The organism is Nocardia sp. NPDC050435 (assembly GCF_040655395.1).
In the GTDB taxonomy this organism is placed as follows: Bacteria; Actinomycetota; Actinomycetes; order Mycobacteriales; family Mycobacteriaceae; genus Nocardia.
On the sequence record NZ_JBFAJW010000013.1, the window covers coordinates 195,979 to 215,053 of the forward strand.

17 protein-coding genes are annotated in these 19,075 nt (G+C 69.3%); 4 read left to right on the forward strand and 13 right to left on the reverse strand.

Features of this window, described 5'->3' with window-relative positions:
- Window positions 1-3 precede the first annotated feature (3 nt).
- From AB0I43_RS34195 to AB0I43_RS34220, 6 genes are all read right to left on the reverse strand, one after another.
- The gene (locus tag AB0I43_RS34195; protein WP_356977766.1) at window positions 4-1,380 is read right to left on the reverse strand and encodes an alpha/beta fold hydrolase; all 1,377 of its coding nucleotides are present in this window, start codon (window positions 1,378-1,380) and stop codon (window positions 4-6) included.
- Window positions 1,381-1,402: 22 nt separating this feature from the next.
- Entirely contained in the window at window positions 1,403-2,017 is a 615-nt protein-coding gene (locus AB0I43_RS34200; protein WP_356977768.1) for a Uma2 family endonuclease, read from the reverse strand.
- Window positions 2,018-2,135: 118 nt separating this feature from the next.
- Entirely contained in the window at window positions 2,136-3,170 is a 1,035-nt protein-coding gene (locus tag AB0I43_RS34205) for an ATP-dependent 6-phosphofructokinase (RefSeq protein WP_356977770.1), read from the reverse strand.
- A 59-nt stretch (window positions 3,171-3,229) separates the two neighbouring features.
- Window positions 3,230-4,108: a hypothetical protein gene (locus AB0I43_RS34210; protein WP_356977772.1), complete on the reverse strand. Its 879-nt coding sequence runs from the start codon at window positions 4,106-4,108 to the stop codon at window positions 3,230-3,232.
- 228 nt (window positions 4,109-4,336) lie between these two features.
- On the reverse strand, window positions 4,337-5,347 hold the full coding sequence (locus AB0I43_RS34215; protein ID WP_356977774.1) for a YdcF family protein: 1,011 nt from the start codon (window positions 5,345-5,347) through the stop codon (window positions 4,337-4,339).
- Window positions 5,344-6,552, reverse strand: coding sequence for a SpoIIE family protein phosphatase (locus AB0I43_RS34220; protein WP_356977960.1), 1,209 nt, complete (start codon window positions 6,550-6,552; stop codon window positions 5,344-5,346). Before AB0I43_RS34220 ends, AB0I43_RS34215 begins: the two co-directional genes overlap by 4 nt.
- A 195-nt stretch (window positions 6,553-6,747) precedes the next feature.
- Here AB0I43_RS34220 and AB0I43_RS34225 point away from each other — a divergent pair, with 195 nt between their 5' ends.
- Entirely contained in the window at window positions 6,748-7,431 is a 684-nt protein-coding gene (locus AB0I43_RS34225) for a PAS and ANTAR domain-containing protein (RefSeq protein WP_356977776.1), read from the forward strand.
- A 9-nt stretch (window positions 7,432-7,440) separates the two neighbouring features.
- On the opposite strand, the gene AB0I43_RS34230 is transcribed toward AB0I43_RS34225, so the two are convergent.
- Window positions 7,441-7,809, reverse strand: coding sequence for an STAS domain-containing protein (locus tag AB0I43_RS34230; RefSeq protein ID WP_356977778.1), 369 nt, complete (start codon window positions 7,807-7,809; stop codon window positions 7,441-7,443).
- A 180-nt stretch (window positions 7,810-7,989) separates the two neighbouring features.
- On the opposite strand from AB0I43_RS34230, the gene AB0I43_RS34235 reads away from it, so the two are divergent.
- Window positions 7,990-8,412, forward strand: a complete 423-nt coding sequence (locus AB0I43_RS34235) for an ATP-binding protein (RefSeq protein WP_356977779.1) — start codon at window positions 7,990-7,992, stop codon at window positions 8,410-8,412.
- A 62-nt stretch (window positions 8,413-8,474) separates the two neighbouring features.
- On the opposite strand, the gene AB0I43_RS34240 is transcribed toward AB0I43_RS34235, so the two are convergent.
- Window positions 8,475-8,663, reverse strand: coding sequence for a hypothetical protein (locus AB0I43_RS34240; protein ID WP_356977781.1), 189 nt, complete (start codon window positions 8,661-8,663; stop codon window positions 8,475-8,477).
- A 44-nt stretch (window positions 8,664-8,707) separates the two neighbouring features.
- Window positions 8,708-9,826 carry an asparaginase gene (locus AB0I43_RS34245; protein ID WP_356977783.1) on the reverse strand — a complete coding sequence of 373 codons (1,119 nt, stop codon included), beginning with the start codon at window positions 9,824-9,826 and terminating at the stop codon, window positions 8,708-8,710.
- A 184-nt stretch (window positions 9,827-10,010) separates the two neighbouring features.
- Between AB0I43_RS34245 and AB0I43_RS34250 the strand changes: the two genes are divergently transcribed.
- Both AB0I43_RS34250 and aspT read left to right on the forward strand, forming a co-directional pair.
- The gene (locus tag AB0I43_RS34250; RefSeq protein ID WP_356977785.1) at window positions 10,011-11,642 is read left to right on the forward strand and encodes a bifunctional aspartate transaminase/aspartate 4-decarboxylase; all 1,632 of its coding nucleotides are present in this window, start codon (window positions 10,011-10,013) and stop codon (window positions 11,640-11,642) included.
- A 24-nt stretch (window positions 11,643-11,666) separates the two neighbouring features.
- Complete coding sequence (aspT, locus tag AB0I43_RS34255) at window positions 11,667-13,349, forward strand: aspartate-alanine antiporter (RefSeq protein ID WP_356977787.1); 1,683 nt, start codon at window positions 11,667-11,669, stop codon at window positions 13,347-13,349.
- Between the two features lie 24 nt (window positions 13,350-13,373).
- On the opposite strand, the gene AB0I43_RS34260 is transcribed toward aspT, so the two are convergent.
- From AB0I43_RS34260 to AB0I43_RS34275, 4 genes are all read right to left on the reverse strand, one after another.
- Window positions 13,374-13,799: a hypothetical protein gene (locus tag AB0I43_RS34260; RefSeq protein WP_356977789.1), complete on the reverse strand. Its 426-nt coding sequence runs from the start codon at window positions 13,797-13,799 to the stop codon at window positions 13,374-13,376.
- Window positions 13,800-13,862: 63 nt separating this feature from the next.
- On the reverse strand, window positions 13,863-16,877 hold the full coding sequence (locus tag AB0I43_RS34265; RefSeq protein ID WP_356977791.1) for a protein kinase: 3,015 nt from the start codon (window positions 16,875-16,877) through the stop codon (window positions 13,863-13,865).
- Window positions 16,878-16,943: 66 nt separating this feature from the next.
- Window positions 16,944-17,645: a response regulator transcription factor gene (locus AB0I43_RS34270; protein ID WP_356977793.1), complete on the reverse strand. Its 702-nt coding sequence runs from the start codon at window positions 17,643-17,645 to the stop codon at window positions 16,944-16,946.
- 2 nt (window positions 17,646-17,647) lie between these two features.
- Window positions 17,648-18,991 (reverse strand): histidine kinase, encoded by a 1,344-nt coding sequence (locus tag AB0I43_RS34275; RefSeq protein WP_356977795.1) that lies wholly within the window; start codon window positions 18,989-18,991, stop codon window positions 17,648-17,650.
- Window positions 18,992-19,075 lie beyond the last annotated feature (84 nt).

Below are 19,075 nucleotides of genomic sequence, written 5' to 3' on the forward strand. Positions count from 1 at the left end.
GGGTTACTTCGGCGGGAAGCGCTGGGTCAGCCAGGCGGTGATGTCGGTCAGCACCTCGGGGGCGATGGTCGTTTCGATGGTGGTGTATTCGCTGAGCTGACCGGTCGGCGCGGGCTGCATGAGGTGGTTGAGGCCGGGGTAGACGCGCACCGTCTGATCAGGGTTGGCGGCCAGCACCTCGCGCATCCGCTGCGCGCTCTGCGCGGGCGGCACCTGCAGATCCTTGTCGCCGAAGAAGGAGAAGACCGGGATGCGCAGCGCGGCCAGGTCCGGGCCCGGATCGTAGGCGAGGAACGCGGCCATGTACTTGCTGTTCATCGCGTTCATGGCGGCTTCGCTCTGGCGCTGCTCGACGGGCACCGTCTCGTTCTGGCGCACCTGCACCTGCTTGGCCGCGGCCAGGTCACCGCGAACCAGCGCCTCGGACCACTCCGTGACGAACCGGACCTGCTTGTCAATCTCCTCCGGGCTCGCGCCGCCCGCGCCGAGGATCACCCGGTTCTGCTCGATCAGCACGTCCCGGCCGGGCACCGACGGGCCCGCCATCGAGATCAGGAAGGCGACGCCACTGTCGGGCCGCGCGGCGACCTTGGGCGCGAGATAGCCGCCCTCGCTGTGGCCGAGCAGGCCGACCCGGTTCTTGTCGATGTCGGCGCGGGCGCGCAGAAAACTCACGCCGGCGGCGGCGTCGGCGCTCAGATCGTCGTAGTTCGCGTCATCGAGATCGCCGCCGGTGCCGCCGACGCCGCGGTCGTCGGCGCGCAGCACCGCGTAACCCGCGCGGGTCAGGGTGTCGGCAAGCAGCAGGAACGGCTTGTGCCCCATGAGTTCTTCGTTGCGGTCCTGCGGGCCGCTGCCGGTGATCAGCAGCACCGCCGGGAACGGGCCGGGGCCTTGCGGTTTGGTCAGCGTGGCCGCGATGGTCAGGTCACCGCTGCGGTAGCTGACATCCTCGGACTGGTACGGGAACGGCGGCTTCGGTTCCTGCGGGCGGGCCGGCGGCACCACCTTGCCCCGCTCCATGGTCAGCGCGAAGGTCTGCCCCGACTGCGTGAAATCGCCGGTGATCTTGTCGCCCGCGGAGTCGTAGCGCCCCTTGAACTTCGGATCCCCCGGAATATCCGCGATGGTCCACGTCACCGCGTCCCGGCTGGTCTGCACATCCTTCAGCGCCGCACCCGCGATTCCCTGCGCCGGAATGTCGATGGTCGCGCCATCCGCCTTGAACGTCACCCCGACTTCGAGTGGCGCCCCGGGTGTCTGGATCGCCCCGTGCCAATCCCCGATCGTCGGCTCCGGCGGATTCGACTCCTCCGAGCACCCCGCCACCACCGCGGCAACCACCAACAGCACCAACGCGACCAGTCGCCCACTCCGCATGAAATCCACCCTACCGAGGGACTCAGCGGCGAGGCGGGAGTCGACTCTGCAGATCCTCGAATGTCACTGCGAGTTTGACCGGTTCGGTGAGAAGCAAACCACCCGTATGGGTTTGCCGCGACACATAGCGGCGCCCCGACCAATCGAGTCTGTACTCCTCGATCTCGGTAATTTCCTGCCAGCCTTTGTCGAAATGCACGATGAGATAGATCGGGATTCCCTCGCGGGCGTAGAGCACACGCTTGAGGCCCAGATCGGTGTCCGCAGTGTCCTCGGAGGTGACCTCGACAACAAGCAGAGTTTCGCTGGCCACCGTCTGAACGTCGTACGGCCCGTTGCTGCAATCGCGGAGAAGAATGTCCGGGTAGCGGAACCGAGCCCGCCGTTTCACATCGGTGCAATCGTTGTCGGTCAGGCGCATTGGAGTGTCGCCGTGCACCTCCAGGCAGGGACCGTCCGGGTCGATGGCGTACTCGAGTGCGTATTCCAGCCGACGGAGAACAAGGTGATGCGCTGCCGACTGCGCCTGCGCGGTGATCAACACACCATCGTGGATCTCACCGAATTGGTCCGGACTGCCCGCCAGAAATTCCTCCACGGTCACAAGCCGCTCCGGCTCGTTCGGTGGCATCGGCATAGCGCCTACCCTACTGGCCGAAGGTCCTGATTCCCGTGCACTCATCCCGCAAAGTCGTTTGTCCACCGGCAAAGGCTATAGCCAATAGCTATAACCTCGCCGGACTTTCGTCGAACCCTCAGCCGAAGAAGGCTTCCGCTTCCCGGTAGCGGTCGTCGGGGACGCGCTTGAGCTGTTTGGTGGCTTCGGACAGGGGGACGAGGTCGATGTCGGTGCCGCGCAGGGCGACCATCTGGCCGAAGTGGCCGGCGTGCACGGCCTCGGCGGCGTGCAGGCCGAAGCGGGTGGCCAGGACGCGGTCGTAGGGGGTGGGGCTGCCGCCGCGCTGGATGTGGCCGAGGACGGTGGTGCGGACTTCCTTGCCGATGCGGCGCTCGATCTCGGCGCCGAGCTGCTGGGCGACGCCGGTGAAGCGCTCGTGGCCGAACTCGTCGACGCCGCCCTGGCGCAGGGTGAAACCGGAATCCGGTGCGGGCGCGGAGCCTTCGGCGACCACGCAGATGAAGTGCTTGTCGCCGCGCTGGAAGCGGCGCTTGATCATGGCGCAGACCTCGTCGACCTCGAAGGGCACCTCGGGCACCAGGGTGAGATGCGCGCCCGCGGCCATGCCGGCGTGCATGGCGATCCAGCCCGCGTGCCGGCCCATCACCTCGACCAGCATGACGCGCTGGTGCGATTCGGCGGTGGTGTGCAGGCGGTCGATGGCGTCGGTGGCGATGCTCAACGCGGTGTCGTGGCCGAAAGTGACGTCGGTGCAGTCGATGTCGTTGTCGATGGTCTTGGGCACGCCGACCACCGGCACGCCCTCGTCGGAGAGCCAGCTGGCGGCGGTGAGGGTGCCTTCGCCGCCGATCGGGATCAGCGCCTCCACCCCGTTGTCGTCGAGGGTGCGCTTGATCCGGCCGAGCCCTTCGCGGAGCACGTCGGGGTTGGTGCGGGCGGTGCCGAGCATGGTGCCGCCCTTGGTGAGCAGCCGGTCGGTGCGGTCGTCGTTGGCGATGGTGATCTTGCGATCCTCCAATAGGCCGCGCCAGCCGTCTTGAAAGCCGACGACCGCGTCACCGTAGCGGCCGTTCGCGGTGCGAACGACCGCGCGGATCACCGCGTTCAGTCCTGGACAGTCTCCGCCTCCGGTCAAGACTCCGATGCGCATGGCCGCCATCATGCCAGCGTTCGGCCGTCCGCGTTCGCCACGCCCTCCCCCGGTGGGAATCAGGCGGCGCACTTACCGCCGGCGAGCTCGTCCATATGCTGACTCAACAGCGTCGTCATCTTGTCCACGGCGGTCATGCCGTCGTTGAACGCGCCCGAATCCGGTTGCGCGGCAAAGGCGACCGCGATCTGGCCACCGGCGGTGTCGATCAGCCCGAACTGCCGGACCAGGTAGTTGCCGGCCGGGTCCGGACCCCAGCCGCCCTTGAATTCGGCGCCGCTGAACGCGCCCAGACCCCAGCGATGCGCCGGAATGATCTGCGTCATCATGTTCAGCACCGTGGACGACTGCGGCAGACACGGCAATTCGGACGCGAATCGGACCTGCTCGCTCAGCGACCACTCCGCCTGCCCGAACGCGGAGTGCTCGGCGCGGGTGCGGGTCGGCGGCACGACGGTCGTGGCGTCGCCGCCCTCGCGCAGCACCGCCTCGACGGCCTTGGCCGCCTCCTGCGCGCCGCCCAGCGCCTGCCACAGCGCGTCGGCCGCCGTGTTGTCGGACTGCGTGATCGCGGTGGTGGCGTTGTAGGTGTTGTTGCTCGCGTTCTTGCGCAGCGCGGCGATCGTCAAGGGCACTTTCATGGTCGACCAGGCCGGGCCGGTGGACCAGTCGCCGAAGCTGACCATCTTGGTGCTGCCGACCGGCATCACGGCCAGCCCCAGGTGACCGCGCCAGCTGCCCTGCAACTGCTGGAAGCTGTGCGCGAGCGTGCCCGGCCGCGTCATCGACAGGTTCTGCTGCTCGGAGCGCGCGGCGGCCTGGGTGATCGTGGTGGGTTCCACCGCGGCCGGATCGGCGCTGTTCTGGGCGCAGGAGGTGAGCAGCAGCAGGGTGAACGCCGTGCCGCCCAGCGTCTTCCGCAGGCGACGACTAAGCATGATCCTTGTCTCCCAGCCAGATTCCGATGGCGTGGTCAACAAGCATGGTCACCTCCACATACCCGCCCGAATATCGCCGGACGGCCGGGCGCGGCGGCGACGACGGACACTGCACGCCACCACCTCGCCCGAGAACTTTCTTCTCGCTATCCCAGAGAACGTACTAGATTAACTGCTCGCCGCCGACCTCGTCGTAATCAAAAACCTTGGCGTTTCACCACACACCCGTCATCCGTGCAGCACCCCGCCGGTCGACAGGGCGAGCACCAGGGGCAGCGCCACCAGCGCCAGACAGGTCACCACATTGGTCCACCGGTAGGCGACCAGCAGCGCCACGAACTCCCGGAACATCGCGCTGGGCAGGTAGTAGAACGCGGTGCGCGCCCCCGTCACCTCGGCGTCCAATTTCAGCCGCCGGGCCAGGATGGCCGTCCGCAGCGCATGAAAATTACTGGTGACCAGCACCATTCGAATCTTGGTGCCGCGATCTCCGAGCAGGCGCTTGACGAACAGCAGATTCTCCCGGGTCGTGGTGGACCGCTGCTCGGTGGCCACGCACTCTTCCGGCACGCCGCGCGCGATCAGGTACTCCGCCATCGCCGCCGCCTCCGGCACCGCCTCGTCCGGCCCCTTGCCGCCGCTGGCGATGATCACCGGCCGCCGCCCCTCCGCGGCCTCGGCGGCGAAGATGTAGACCGCGCGATCGAGCCGGCCGGCCAGCAGCGGCGAGACCCGCGCCCCGACCAGACCGGAACCGTGCACCACGATCGCGTCCATGCCGGGCCGGTACGGCAGGAAGCCGTAGACCAGCGAATACAGTACGAAGCTCGCGAACACGAAACCGAAGTAGCACAGCGCCATCGCGAGCATCGACAGCACGACCGAGCGCAGATTCCCGGTGACCACGGCGACGCCGAGCAGCACGTAGGGCACCAGCAGCATCAGACCGGGGCCGATCGACAACAGGTTGGCGATGCGTAAACCCTCGTTGCGCACCATCTGCAGGCCGTTGCCCAGCAGCAGGCCCGCGAGCGCCAGCACCGCGATCGGCGACAGGATGACCAGCACGCCGGTGAGGGTGCGCAGTGGATCGGTCTGGCCGCCCGCGCCGGCGGCCCAGACACCCGTCACCGTGATGCCTAGCAAGAGAAAGACGCCATTGCTGATGCGTCTGCGCTCCACATGGAAGCGCAGCGCGAAGATCCCCAGCAGGACGAGGCCGACCGTCAGGAAAATCACGACGACACAGTAGAGCCGAACCCCGCACCGGCGGAGCGGAACCCCCGCAACAGCACGACCGCGACATCGTCGTCGAGCCCGCCGGCCGAGGCCGCGGCGGTTTCGACCCGGTCGATCAGCTCGTCGACATAGTCCGCGGGCGCGTCGGCCACCACGCTGTTGGCCAGCGCCAGCAGACCGTCTTCGCCCAGGCGGCGGCCGTGCTCGTCGATGCGCGCCTCGAACAAGCCGTCGGTCAGCAGCAGCAAACCGGACTCCGGCGTCAGAGTCAGTTCCGTCAGGGGCCATTCGGCCCGCCCCGGGAGGAAGCCGAGCGCGGGACCGCCCGGCGGATAGACCCATTCGGTGCCGCGCGCGCGGCGCAGCAGCATGCCGGGGTGCCCGGCCCGGAGCACCTCGACCCGCCCGCCGGGCCGCACCCGCAGGGTGATCACCGTCGCGAAGGAGTGGTTCCCGGTGCGCTCGGCCACCAGGACCTGCTCCAGCAGCCGCAGCTGCGGCACCCCGGTGATCCCGGCGAGCACCAGTGTGCGCCAGGCCAATCGGAGCCCCACCCCGATCGCGGCCTCGTCCGGGCCGTGCCCGGACACGTCGCCGATCAACGCGTGCAGGGTGCCGTCGGCCTCCTGCACGACATCGTAGAAATCGCCGCCGATCAGGGCGTCGTCGCGGCCGGGCCGGTAGCGCGACACCACCTCCACCACCTGCTCGCCGCGCAGCAGCGGCGTGGGCAGCAGGCCGCGTTCGAGGCGCGCGTTCTCCTCCGCGCGCAGATGACTCAGCCGGAGTTCCGCGGCCGTGCGTTCGGCCTGCTTGCGCTGGATCGCGTAACGGACGGCGCGGCCGAACAATTCGGCTTCCACCCGGCCCTTGACCAGGTAGTCCTGGGCGCCGGCGGCCACCGCCGCCAGTCCGGTGTGTTCCTCGTCGAGCCCGGTCAGCACGACCACCGCCACCTGGTCGGTGTGGCGCCGGACCCGCGCCAGCGCGTCCAGCCCGTGTGAGTCGGGCAGGTTCAGATCCAGCAGGACGCAGTCGGGCACACCCCGGGCCAGCCACGCATCCGCCTCCGCCAGCGAGCGCACCCACTCCAGCCGCAGCCCGGGCGCACCATCGGCGAACAGCTCCTCCACCAGCAGCGCGTCACCGGGATCGTCTTCGACGAGCAGCACGACCGGCAGGTCCGGTCGCGGATTCGGTGGTATCCGGGGCGCGGCGAGGGCAGCGGCGAGGCCGTCGTCACCGGGCAACGCACCGACAAGGGCACGTTCGGACAACACGGCCTCCGATCAGTCAGGTGACGTGCTCGAGGCACGCCGAACTCGGCTCAACGGCGAGTTTTTGGACCGTGAGGCGACCCGATACTACCCAGAAGCGGACGACCAGCCGATACTGTGCCGATGAGTTCCGAACAAACGCCCACCGCGACACCGGCAGACATCGTCGACAGCGTGCTCGCGGCCGGCCCCTGCGAGGGTGTGGGCTGGTTCCGGTTCTGGTTCGCCGATCACCGCTGGGAGTGGTCCGACGAGGTGGCTGCCATGTACGGCTACGCGCCCGGCGAAGTGGAACCCACCACCGAGCTGCTGCTGTCGCACAAGCACCCCGAGGACCAGCAGCCGGTGGAGTCCAGCATCTCCACCGCCGTCGAGAACGGCGACCCGATCTGCGGCCACCACCGCCTCCTCGATACCGGCGGCGCGCTGCGCGAGGTGATGGTCGTCGGCGATCAACTCCTCGACGACGACGGCCGGGTGGTCGGCGTCTCCGGCTACTACCTCGACGTGACCGAGACGCTGGAGGAGGAGCGCAGCGACGCGCTGTCGGAGGCCCTGCCGGAGATCATCGCGGCCCGCGCCACCATCGAACAGGCCAAGGGCGGTCTGAGCCTGGTCTACGGCATCAGCCCGGACCAGGCGTATCGGGTGCTGAAATGGCGTTCCCAGGAGACCAATACCAAGGTGCGGGAGCTGGCCTCCCAGATGGTGCTGGAGTTCCGCGGTCTCACCCGGCACACCCCCGAGCTGCGTCGCCGCACCGATCACATCGTGCTGACCGCCCACGAACGCGTCGTGCGCGGCTGAGCGGCGAACTCAGGCGATGCGGGCGCGCGCGGGCGCCGCGAGCGCGGCCGAGAGCGAATCGAAGACCGCGAGCAGCTGGTCCAGTCCGGTCAGCTCCATGGGGCGGCGGGCGACCGCCGTCGCGACGATCCGCAGATCCAGCTCCGGGTGCGCGCGCGAGACGCCGAGCAACACGCTCAACCCCGCGGATCCGAGGAAACCGACGCCGGAGAGGTCGACGATCAACGTGGCCGGAGCCGGGCGCAGGGCCGCGACCAGCCCGGCCTCCAGCTCCGGCGCCGAAGCCATGTCGATCTCGCCGCGCACGGCCGCGACCACCGCGGCCCCTTCCGTGCGCGCACTGATCTCCAGTGTGCCCGGGGCACTCTCAGCACTCACCTGTCCACCTCCTGTGACGCGTAACTCCGCGGTCCTCCTCTTACCCGTTCGCGTGCGGTTCAATCCTGATTCGGGCGGCGAATTTTCACGGCGTCAGCTAATGCTTGGCGGCGATGGAATCGGGTATGCCCTCGTCGAGCAGGGAGGTGAGACATCACGAATCCGGACCCACCCCAGCCGTTGGACCTGACATTCCCGGCCGAACCGGCGCGGCTGAGCGATGCCCGGGCGGCGTTGCGCCAGTGGCTGACCGACAGCGCCGTCGCCGAAGACCAGGCCTACGGCATCCTCGTCGCCGCCGACGAAGCGTGCGCCAACGCCATCGAGCACGGGTGCCGGGACCGGGCCGACGGCCGGGTCCGGCTGTGCGCCACCGTCGTCGACGGCTCCCTGCACCTCAGCGTCTCCGACAACGGCCGCTGGCTGCCGCCGGCCGCCGACCCCGGCGACTATCGCGGGCGCGGGCTGCCCCTCATGCGATCGCTGATGGATCAGGTGGAGGTCGAGTCCGGCGCGGCGGGCACCACGGTCGAGCTGCGCGCCGAACTCCCCGGCTACGAGCGCGCCCACGCGGGCGCCGTCCAGGATTCCGCCGCCCGGTAACCGGCATTCGAGACGACAGTGGCCCGGACGCGAGGCGTCCGGGCCACTCGTGCGGATAGGGGTCAGCTGGGGGGCCAGATGTACAGCACCACTAGGAAACCGATGAGCATGGTGCTGCCCGAGGTCAGCGATGCCCCGATGTAGCGCAGACATACCGCGAGTCCGGCGAGCAGGGCTTCGGAGATGGGAGCCAGCGCCGCGCCGAACTCCGCTTCGGCGCGGTGCTTGGGTCGAGGATGAATGACTGCCATGGCTGCGCGATACCCCGCTATCGGGAGGCTAATCGGCCCCGGGCTCAGGAGGCGGCGAATGCCCGCTGCACCTCGCCCCGATCGGTCACGCCGTCGGACAGCAACAGCTGCAACAGGATTCGGGACTTGGCCGGATTGAGCCCGAGCGCCGAGATGGTGCCGAGTTGATCGTCGTTGAGTTCGGCGTTGCGCACGACACTGCCGGAACCGGTACGGCTGGAGCGCACCACGAGCACGCCCCGCCCGGCGCCGGCGCTGAGCGCGTCGACGACCGGCTTGGCGGTATTGCCGTCGCCGACGCCCGCGAGCACGAGGCCGCGTGCGCCGTGGCCGAGCGAATCGTTGACCTGTGTCGCGTCCATGCCCGCGTGCGAGTAGACGATGTCGACCCGCGGCAGCGGCGCACCGCCCGGAACCGGGAAGATCAGGCGCGGCTGCGTGGACGCCGGGGTGGCGAACTGGACGGCGGCGGCGTCGACGTGACCGATGGGCCCGGAATTCGGGGAGGCAAAGGTCTGCACGCTGGTCGTGTTGGTCTTGGTCACGTCCTTGGCGCCGTGGATGGTGTCGTTGAGCACGACCATGGTGCCGCGGCCGCGGGCCCGCGGATCGGCGGCGACCTGCACGGCCGAGCGCAGGTTGGCCGGGCCGTCCGCGCTCAGCGCGGTGGACGGGCGCATCGAACCGACCAGCACCACCGGTTTGTCACCGGGGACCACGTGGTCGAGGAAGAAGGCGGTCTCCTCGATGGTGTCGGTGCCGTGCGTGACCACGACCCCGTCGGCCTGATCGCCGGCGAAGATCTCGTTGATCTTGGTGGCCAGGTCCAGCCACACCTCGTCGTTCATGTCCTGGCTGCCGATGTTGGACACCTGGACGGCGTCCAGCTTCGCGACCTTGTCGATCCCGGGCACGGCGTCGATGAGGTCCTGCGCGGTGGCCTGACCCGCGGTGTAGCCGACCGCGGAGTTGGCGTTGGCCTTGCCCGCGATGGTGCCGCCGGTCGCCAGGATCGTGATGCGGGGCAGCGCGCCGGGCGCGGGCGCCGCCGCGGGCGCGGCGGGAGCCGGGGCCGCGTCGCCGGAGTCGCTGCCGCAGCCGGTGAGGAGAACGAGCGAGCAGGCCGCCCATCCGGCGAGCCGGAGAATGGATTTACGCGCCATCGTGAGCCCCTTTTGGTGGGTTACGGCAAGCATGGAATCGCATTCGGTAGCGGTGGCGATCCTATGACAACGCGGTCTCGATCTTCACAATTAATCCTGAAATGGCACGCATCGTGACCGCGCCGTGGCACCGTTACCGCCGGATACGGGATCGACCGGACTTCGACATGCGGAGGGTTGGACGATGAGTATTGACCACGGGGTCGATCGCGCAACCGAGAAGAAATACGAGCAACTCAGCCCGTTCGAGCTGAAAGACGAGCTCATCGAGCTGGCCGACCACCACATGAAGAAGTCCGCGCACGCGATGATCAACGCGGGCCGCGGCAATCCGAACTGGACTTCCATCACCGCGCGCGAGGCCTTTTATCTCCTCGGCCGATTCGCCGTCGCGGAGGCGAAACGGGATTGGGACGAGTTTCCCGGCCTGGCCGGCATGCCACAGCCCAGCGGCATCGCGGGGCGCTTCGACGAATTCCTCACCGCCGAGACCGAGACCGACGCGGTCCGCCTGCTGCGCGGGGCCGTCGAATACGGCACCGCCACACTGAAGTTCGACGCGGACGCGTGGGTCGGCGAGCTGGCCGACGCGATCCACGGCGACCACTATCCGGTCCCGGACCGCATGCTCACCCACATCGAGCAGGTCGTGCACGCCTACCTCGACCTGGCCATGGGCGGCGCACCCGAGAGCGGCTGGAAACTGTTCGCCACCGAGGGCGGCACCGCCGCCATGTGCTATCTGTTCGACAGCTGTGTGGTCAACGGCATGCTCGCGCCCGGGGACCGCATCGCGATCATGACCCCGATCTTCACGCCGTACCTCGAGATCCCGCACCTGGATCGCTTCCATTTCGACGTGGTCGAAATACAGGCGCTGAAAACCGCACCCGACGGAATGCACACCTGGCAGTATCCGGCCGAGGAAATCGAGAAGCTGACCGATCCGAGCGTCAAGGCGCTGTTCCTGGTGAACCCGTCCAATCCGCCTTCGGTCATGCTGGATTCGGCCACCCTGGAACGGATCGCGCAGATCGCGGCGAACGAGAACCCGAATCTGACGATCATCACCGACGACGTCTACGGGACATTCGTCGAGGGTTTCCGGTCGCTCATGTCCGCGGCGCCGGCGAATACCATCGGCGTCTATTCCTTCAGCAAGTATTTCGGCTGCACGGGCTGGCGCCTGGGCGTTATCGCGGTGGCCAAGGACAATATCTTCGACACCCGGATCGCGAACCTGCCCGCGGCCGAACGCGATCGGCTGACCGCACGCTATTCCTCGATCAGCCTGGATCCGGCGGGGCTCGAGTTCATCGACCGCATGGTGGCCGACTCGCGCGATGTCGCCCTCAACCACACCGCCGGGCTGTCCACCCCGCAGCAGGTCCAGATGGCGCTGTTCGCGCTCGGCGACCTGCTCGACAAGGACGCGCGGCACCGCAAGAACTGCGAGGCGATCATCGCGCGCCGGCTGCACGCGCTGGCCGAGAGCCTCGGGGTGCCGATCCCGCAGGATCCCAACGCCGCCAACTACTACGTCGAACTCGACCTGATGATGTGGGTGAAGCAGCACTGGAGCCCCGAGTTCGCACAGTGGCTGGAATCCGAGCACGAACCGGTCGATCCGGTGTTCCGCCTGGCCGAAGAGGGTTCGATCGTGCTGCTCAACGGCGGCGGCTTCGACGGGCCGCAGTGGTCGGTGCGCGTCTCGCTGGCCAACCTGCGCCAGGACAGCTACACCGAGATCGGCCGGCGGCTGCGCGACGTGATGGACGAATACCACCGCGAATTCCAGAGCCGCACCACCCACTGACCCGCTGGCACGGAGGACGACCGCATGCACGCGATCAAGTCATTCCTGCAGGACACCCCCGAGGCCGCGCTGTTCCTGTGCCTGGCGCTGGGGTACGCGATCGGCAAGATCCGGATCTGGAAGCTGTCGCTGGGCGGTGTGGCGGGCACCCTGATCGTGGCGATCTTCGTCGGCATGGCGGGCCACATCACGGTGAACGACCAGGTGAAGAACATCGCCTTCGCGCTGTTCATCTTCACCCTCGGCTACATCTCCGGGCCGACCTTCTTCGCCAGCCTGAACCGCAAGAGCCTGAAGTACGGCACCTTCACCGTGATCGAAGTGGCCAGCGTGCTGGCGATCACCGCGATCGCGACGCTGGTGATGAAGCTCGACCCGGGCACGGCGGCCGGGCTGCTGGCGGGTGGGGCCACCGAATCCGCGGCCGTCGGCACCGCGACCGACGCGATCGCGCGCCTGGACCGGCCGGCCGAGGAGATCAGCGCCTTGCAGGCCAATGTCGGTACGGCGTACTCGATCTCCTACATCTGCGGGCTGATCGTGGTGGTGCTGCTGTCCAGCCAGATCTTCCCGCTGGTCATGCGCGTCAACCTGCGCGACGAGGCGGAGAAGCTGTGGAAGCAACTCGGCGGCAGCAGCGCCGACGAGGAAGGCGAGGTGCCCGCCGCTCCCGATCTGGTCGGCCGGGCCTTCCAGGTCCGGCAGGTGGCCGGGCGCACCGTGGCGACGGTCACCAGCGACCTCGGCGGGCATCTGACCATCGAGCGAATCCTGCGCGGCGGCAAGGTGATCGGCGTGGCCGACGACGTCGTCCTGCGGGCGGGCGACCAGGTGCTGGTGGTCGGGCCGCGCACGGCGATGGTGCCCGCCGAAGACGCGATCGGGCCCGAGATCGTGCCGGGCAAGGACCTCGAGACCACGCTGGAGATCGACCAGGTGGTACTCGATCACCGGCAGCGCGCGTCGACGACCCTGGGCGATCTGGAACGGCAGCTGGGCAATCGGCTGTATGTCACCAACGTGGTCCGCGAGGACAAGGAGCTGCCGCTGCGGGCGAACATGCCCGTGCAGCGCGGTGACACGCTGCGGCTCACCGGCGCGAAAAGCGATCTCGCCGAAGCCGTTCCCGCCCTCGGCCGCCGGTTGGACCCCAGCGTCAAGGCCGACATCGTCTACATCGCGCTCGGGGTGGCGCTGGGCTTCATGATCGGCAAGATCGTCATCCCGGTGGGCAGCATTCCGCTGACGCTCGGCACCGGCGGCGGCTGTCTGCTGACCGGGTTGCTGTTCGGCTGGTTCCGCTCCCGGAATCCGGAGATCGGCCAATACGCGCCGGCGGCCGCCGATGTCATCAAGACCCTGGGGCTGTCGGTGTTCATCGCCGTCGTCGGCTTGACCTCGGGTCCGCAGGCGGTGAAGCTGGTCGAGAAGTTCGGCTGGGGCTTGCCGATCGCCGGGGTGCTCATGACCGCTGTGCCCGCGTGCATTTCGCTCGTGGTCGCCTGGAAGATCATGAAACTGCCCGCGCCGCTGGCCCTGGGCGCCATCACCGGTCAGCAGTGCTCGACACCCGGTATCACCGCGGTGCAGCAGGTGGCGGGCAACGCCACCCCGCTGATGTCGTACACGATCGTCTACGCGCTCTCCAATGTCGCACTGCCGCTGCTGGGGCCGATCGCCGTGGCCATGACCGAAGCCCTGTCCTGACCGGCCGGCCCCAGGCCGGCCCGCTCAACCGACGGCCGCGCCGCTGAGCTCGTCGTCCAGCACGATCGGCGGGAGCACGGCATCGGGATCCGCGTCCGCGTCGACGGCGTCGACCGCCTGCGCGATCTGGTCGTAGACCCGGTTCGCCATCGCCTGCTGCTCCGGCTGCCGGGTGTCGGCGATCCGGCGGCGGGTCAGCTGCAACAGCGCCGCCACGTTGGCGCCCGACAGCGGCACCTCGACCAGATCGTGCCCGCTGCGCAGCACCGACTCGGGACGCACCCACTCCGACGGGCGATGCCCGCTGCTGATCTGCCATAAATCCAAGGTGTCCCACAGGTTTCGCGCACACACCAGCTTCACGCCGCGCAGGGCTGCCGCCCGCCGCGTCCGCTGTTCATGCTGCTGCCGATTCGCCTGCGCATCGCGAATCCAGGAGGGCCATTTCATGGCGTGGGATTCTGCCGGATCGGCGCGCGCTCGGCGCGTGGACACACCGCTGCGGAACCGGCGTCAGTACACGTAGACCACCGCGTTCTCACCACCGCTGCACATCACCACCTGACCCTGCGGGACACAGTTCATCGTGTACGTGCGTCCGGTGACCGGGCTGGTCGCGGTGACCGAGCCGGGAGCGCGCGTGCCGGAAGCGGATTCGGCGTACGCCTTGCGCACCGCCTCGGCGAACTGGCAGCTGGTGACCTCGCTGCCGGTGGCCGCGCGGGCGTTGGCGCCGGTCGAGGAACCCGTCGAGCACGCCTTCGCGCCGTCGGGCAGCTTCACGGCGGTGCCGCTGGTCGTGGTGCCGGGCGCCTTCGAACTCGATTGCGGCACCGGGGTTCCCGGCGCCGCCGCGTCCGGGGTCGCCGCGACGGAGGTGCTGGCGGAGGCCACGTCGGCGACGGGCTGGGAGTTGCCCGCACCGAACATCTGCCAGCCGACCGCGCCCGCGACCGCCACCACCACGACGCTCAGCACACCGATCAGGATCGGCATCACGATCGAGCGGTTCGACGAGGGCTGCTGGTAGTCGTCGTCGTACTCGGGCCCGTAGTCCGGACCGTCCTCGCCCCGGCCGTACCCGCCGCGCGGCGAGTACCGGTCGTCGTCGTAGTCCGGACCGTAGCCGGGTGCGGACGGCTGGTACTCCGAATAAGCCTGCGCCTCAGGGCGATACGGATCCTCGGAGTAGGCCTGCGCCGCCGGTTCCCCGCCGTACTGCGGATAGTGCCGGGTCTCGGCCGCGTAGTGATCCTCGGCCTGCTCCCCGTAGGGATCGACCGGGTAGGCGCGGGCCGCCGCGGTCAGCTCGGGCTCCGCCGCACTCCCCCGCTGGGTCGCATACTCCGAATATGCCTGCCCCGCAGGTTCATTGCGCGACTCCGGGTCCTCGAACCCACGCCCCTCCGAATACTCGCGGTCACCGAATCCACGAGGCTGCGAGTACGCCGCGTCGTCGCGCGGCCGTCCCCCGAAGTCCCGCGACTCCTGCGGCTCGCCGAAACCTCGCGGCTCCGCGTAGCCCTTCGAGGCCGAGTAAGCCTGCGTCGCTTCGAAGCCAGGAGCCGGATGCTCACCGGGCTGGAATTTGTCGTATCCCGGCGGGTCACCGAAACCACGCGTCTGCGAGTAGTCCACCGGATCGCCCGGGAGGTCCCGCTCTTCGCGGCCCATGCCCGGCGAGTACGACCGCGGCTCGTCATAACCCCGCGGCTCCCCGTAGCCCGGCCGCTCACCGACGTCCCGGGGTCGCCCGCCGGTCTCCGGCTGCTCATACCCGGCCGACGCCGAATACGTCTGCGCCGCTTCGAAGCCCCGCCCAGCTGCGCCAGCAGCGGATCGGCCGTACTCGAGCGATTCGTCGTAGCCCGGCCGACCCTCGAAACCACGCGGTTTCGAAGAGGCTTGTGCGTCGGCGGCGGTGTGTGGGGCGTCGAAACCTCGCGACTGCGGCGAGCTCTGCGGCTCGTCGGCACCCGGCAGGTCGCCGAATCCCCGGGGACGGCCCGGCGTCGCGCCTTGGAATCGGTCTTCCGAATCCGGAGACGAGCGATGGCCCTCGAAGCCGCGCGGCTGTGCGAAGTACTGCGACCCGGTGTGCGGCGCGGGCTCGTCGAAATCGGGCGTGTCGGCAGACTCCGGATCTTCGGGGTCGTCGAAGCCGCGGGACGGCGGGCCGTGGAATGCCGGGGAATCCGGCGGGGTGAAGCCGCGGGAGGGCTCCGGGTAGCGCTGGGATTCGCCGAAAGCACTGGGCTGGGCGTCGTTCTCCGCGTCCGGGAATCCCTCGGACGGGTCCGCGAAGCGGGGGGTGTGCGGCTCGGTGTAGCCGTCCGGCGGGGTGTAGGGCTGGGGCTCGGAGCCGTAGGGGGCCGTGTACTTCTGGGTGATCGGGTCGGCGGCGGGGACGGCGGCGAACTGGCCGCTGGGGTACTGCTCGGTCTCGCCGTAGAGGTGCGCGTCCGGGAAGGGGCGGACCGGGACGCCGGTGGCGGCTTCCGGTTCTACCGGCTGTGCGGGCAGGAAGGGGGTGAACTGGAAGTCGACCAGGCTCACCTCGGTGGCCGCTTGCGGCTGCACCACGGAGAATTCGCCCGTCGCCTCCGGCGGAACCACCACATTGCGGGCGGCCTCGCCCTTGGCGAAGCGGGACGGGTCGGGGGCGTGCACGACGAAACGCGGCGCGGGTGCGGCGGGCGCGCCCACGGCCGCGCGCGCGGCCTGCGCGAACGCGGCGGCGGTCGGATACCGGTCGGCCGGATCCTTGGCCATGCCGCGGGCGATGACCTCGTCCAGGGCGGGCGGCACGCCGGGCCGGGCGACGCTGGGCCGCGGCGGCGTCTCGGTCAGGTGCGACCGGATCAGCACGCTCATGCTGGCCTGCGGGAACGGCGTCGCGCCGGTGAGCGACTCGTGCAGCACACAGGCCAGCGAGTAGATATCGGCGCGGCCGGTGACCTGCCCGGCGTCGAACCGCTCCGGCGCCATGTACACATAGGATCCGACGGCCATGCCCACCTGGGTGACCGCCGCGTCGCCCTCGGTGTGCGCGATGCCGAAATCGGCCAGGTACGCGAAATCCGCCTCGGTGACCAGGATGTTCGCCGGTTTGACGTCGCGGTGCACGAGCCCGTCGGCGTGCGCGGCGTCGAGCGCCGCAGCGATCTGCTCGATGATGGCGATCGCGCGCTCGGGCTGCAGCGGCCCCTGCCCGCGCAGCAGGGTGCGCAGATCGGCGCCGGGCACCAGGCGCATGTCGATGAACAGGACGCCGTCGATGACGCCCCAATCGTGGATCGGGATGATGTGCGGCTCGGCCAGGCGCGCCGCGGCCTGCGATTCACGCCGGAACCGCACCTGGTAGACCGGATCCTTGGCGAGTTCCTCGGGCAGCAGCTTGACCGCCACCACCCGCTCTTTCACGGTGTCGTAGGCCTCGTAGACCTCGCCCATGCCGCCCTTGCCCAGCAGCGCACGCAGCTCGTACGGCCCGAATCGACTGCCGACCCTCCAGCCAGGTCCGTCCACGCCGTACAACCTCCACATCCCGGACGCCCGCGCGAGATTGCGATCCCTGCCAAGCGGGACGTTCCGTCAAAGAGACGATTCTCCTGGGGTGACCACCCCGTGGTCAAACGCAAAGACGATCGCGGCGGCCCGATCTCGCAGGTCCAGTTTCCCGAATATGTGTCCGACATGGCTTTTCACCGTCACCTCGGAGATGCCTAGGTCCCTGGCAATTTCTCCGTTCACCCGCCCGCGGGCGATCAGTTCGAGCACTTCGTACTCGCGCGCGGTCAGTTCCGAGAGCCGGCTGCGCGCGGCGGTGACCACCGGCCGCACGGTCCGGTAGGCGGCGAGCACGCGGCCGGTGACCGACGGATCCAGCCAGGCACCACCGTTCGCGACGGTGCGCACGGCGCGGATCAGGTCCTCGGCGGGCGAGTCCTTCAGCAGGAAGCCCGCCGCGCCGGCGCGCAACGCGCCCGACAGCAGTTGGTCGTCGTCGAAGGTGGTGAGCACCAGCACCGGCGGCGCGCCCTCCTTGGCGCGCAGCAACCGGGTGGCGTCGATTCCGCCGACGCGTTTCATCCGCAGGTCCATCAGGACCACGTCGGGTCGCTCCGCGTTCACGGCGGCGAGCACCTCGTCGCCGTCGGCGCATTCGCTGACCACGAACCCGTCGCGGCGGCGCAGGATCCGGCGCAGACCGCCGCGCACCAGCTCCTGATCGTCGGCCACCAGCACCGCGATCACCTCGTCCGGCGTCGGCCCCGCGCCGTTCGGCACCACCATGCTCACATCCCCTCCCGCGGAACGGATTTCGCGCCCGTCCACACCACCGGACAGTGCCGCGGTACGCCGAGGGGGAATTCCGCGCGGACCATCCAGCCGTCATCATAGGGGCCCGCGGCCAACTGACCGCCGAGCAATTCGGCGCGCTGCCGCATGCCGGAGAGCCCCATGCCCGCGCCGCGTTTCAGCGGCAGGCCCGCCGGTAGCGTGTTGCCGATCGACAGCCGGGCGGCGGTGGCGTCGACCTCGAGCCGCACGGTCACCGTCGCGGTCGGCGCGTGTTTGCACACGTTGGCCAGCGATTCCTGCCCGATCCGGTAGAGCGCGAGACCCACCGCCGCGGTCACCGCGTCCAGATCTCCGGTGCTCGTCGCGTGCACGTCCAGGCCCGCCCCGGCGAAATCCCCGACCAGGCCCGCGATATCGCCGACCCCCGGCTCCGGCGCGGGCTTCACCGGCGACCGGTCCAGCAACCCGATGGTCCGGCGGATATCGGCCATGGCCTGCCGGCCGAGCCGCTCGGCGTCGACCAGCGAATCGACCGCCTCGTCCACGTCGCGATCGGTCTGCAGGGCGTGCCGCGCCGCGGTGAGATGCAGCAGCGTGACGCTCAGCGAGTGCGCGATGACATCGTGCACCTCGCGCGCGATCCGGCGGCGTTCCTCGTCGGCGGCCTGGATCGTGCGGATCTGCTGGCTCTCGCGCTCCTGGTAGAGGAATTTGCGCTGGTATTGCAGCATCATTCCGCACATCAGCCCGAGGCCGATGCCGAGGCTGTACATCTGCAGACCCTCGAGCCGCTCCCCGGACCCGCTCCAGGCGATGTGCCCGGCCAGGTCGAAGGCGACCAGTTCCGCGACGGCCACCACGGCGTACAGCGTGCTCCATCGTTTCGGCATGATGGCCGCGAATTCGCCGACCGCCAGCACCAGGATGAACGGCGCGAAATCGGCCGAGACCGGCTTGACCAGGAATATCGCCACGGCGATCATCGCGGTGGGCGCGAGCAGCAGCGGGCTCGGTTCCCGCCCGATCAGGTACAGCGCGGGCAGGGTGAGCAACGACCACAGCGCGGCCGCGGTCCACAGCGCCACCCAGGGCAGTGTCACCTCGACGGTCAGGCAGCGCTGCACCGTCGCGGCGGCGCAGAGCAGGAAGCACACCGCCTCGGCCCACATCATCACCGTCGGCGGATAGTCGAAGGACAACTCCTCCAGATTCGCGCGCAGCACCGCGATCGGGTGGCGGCGCAGCGCGTCGAACCGCTCCCGGATTCCGCCGTCGTGCGGGAGCACGATCGCCGGCAGGGCGGACGCCGGCGACCCGATGGCACGCGTCACCTCCATCTCGCCAGGCTAACGGCCCACGGCCGCCGCCACATCATGCCGGGAAAGGTTGTTCTCTCCTACCCCGGTAGGAGCCGAATCCGC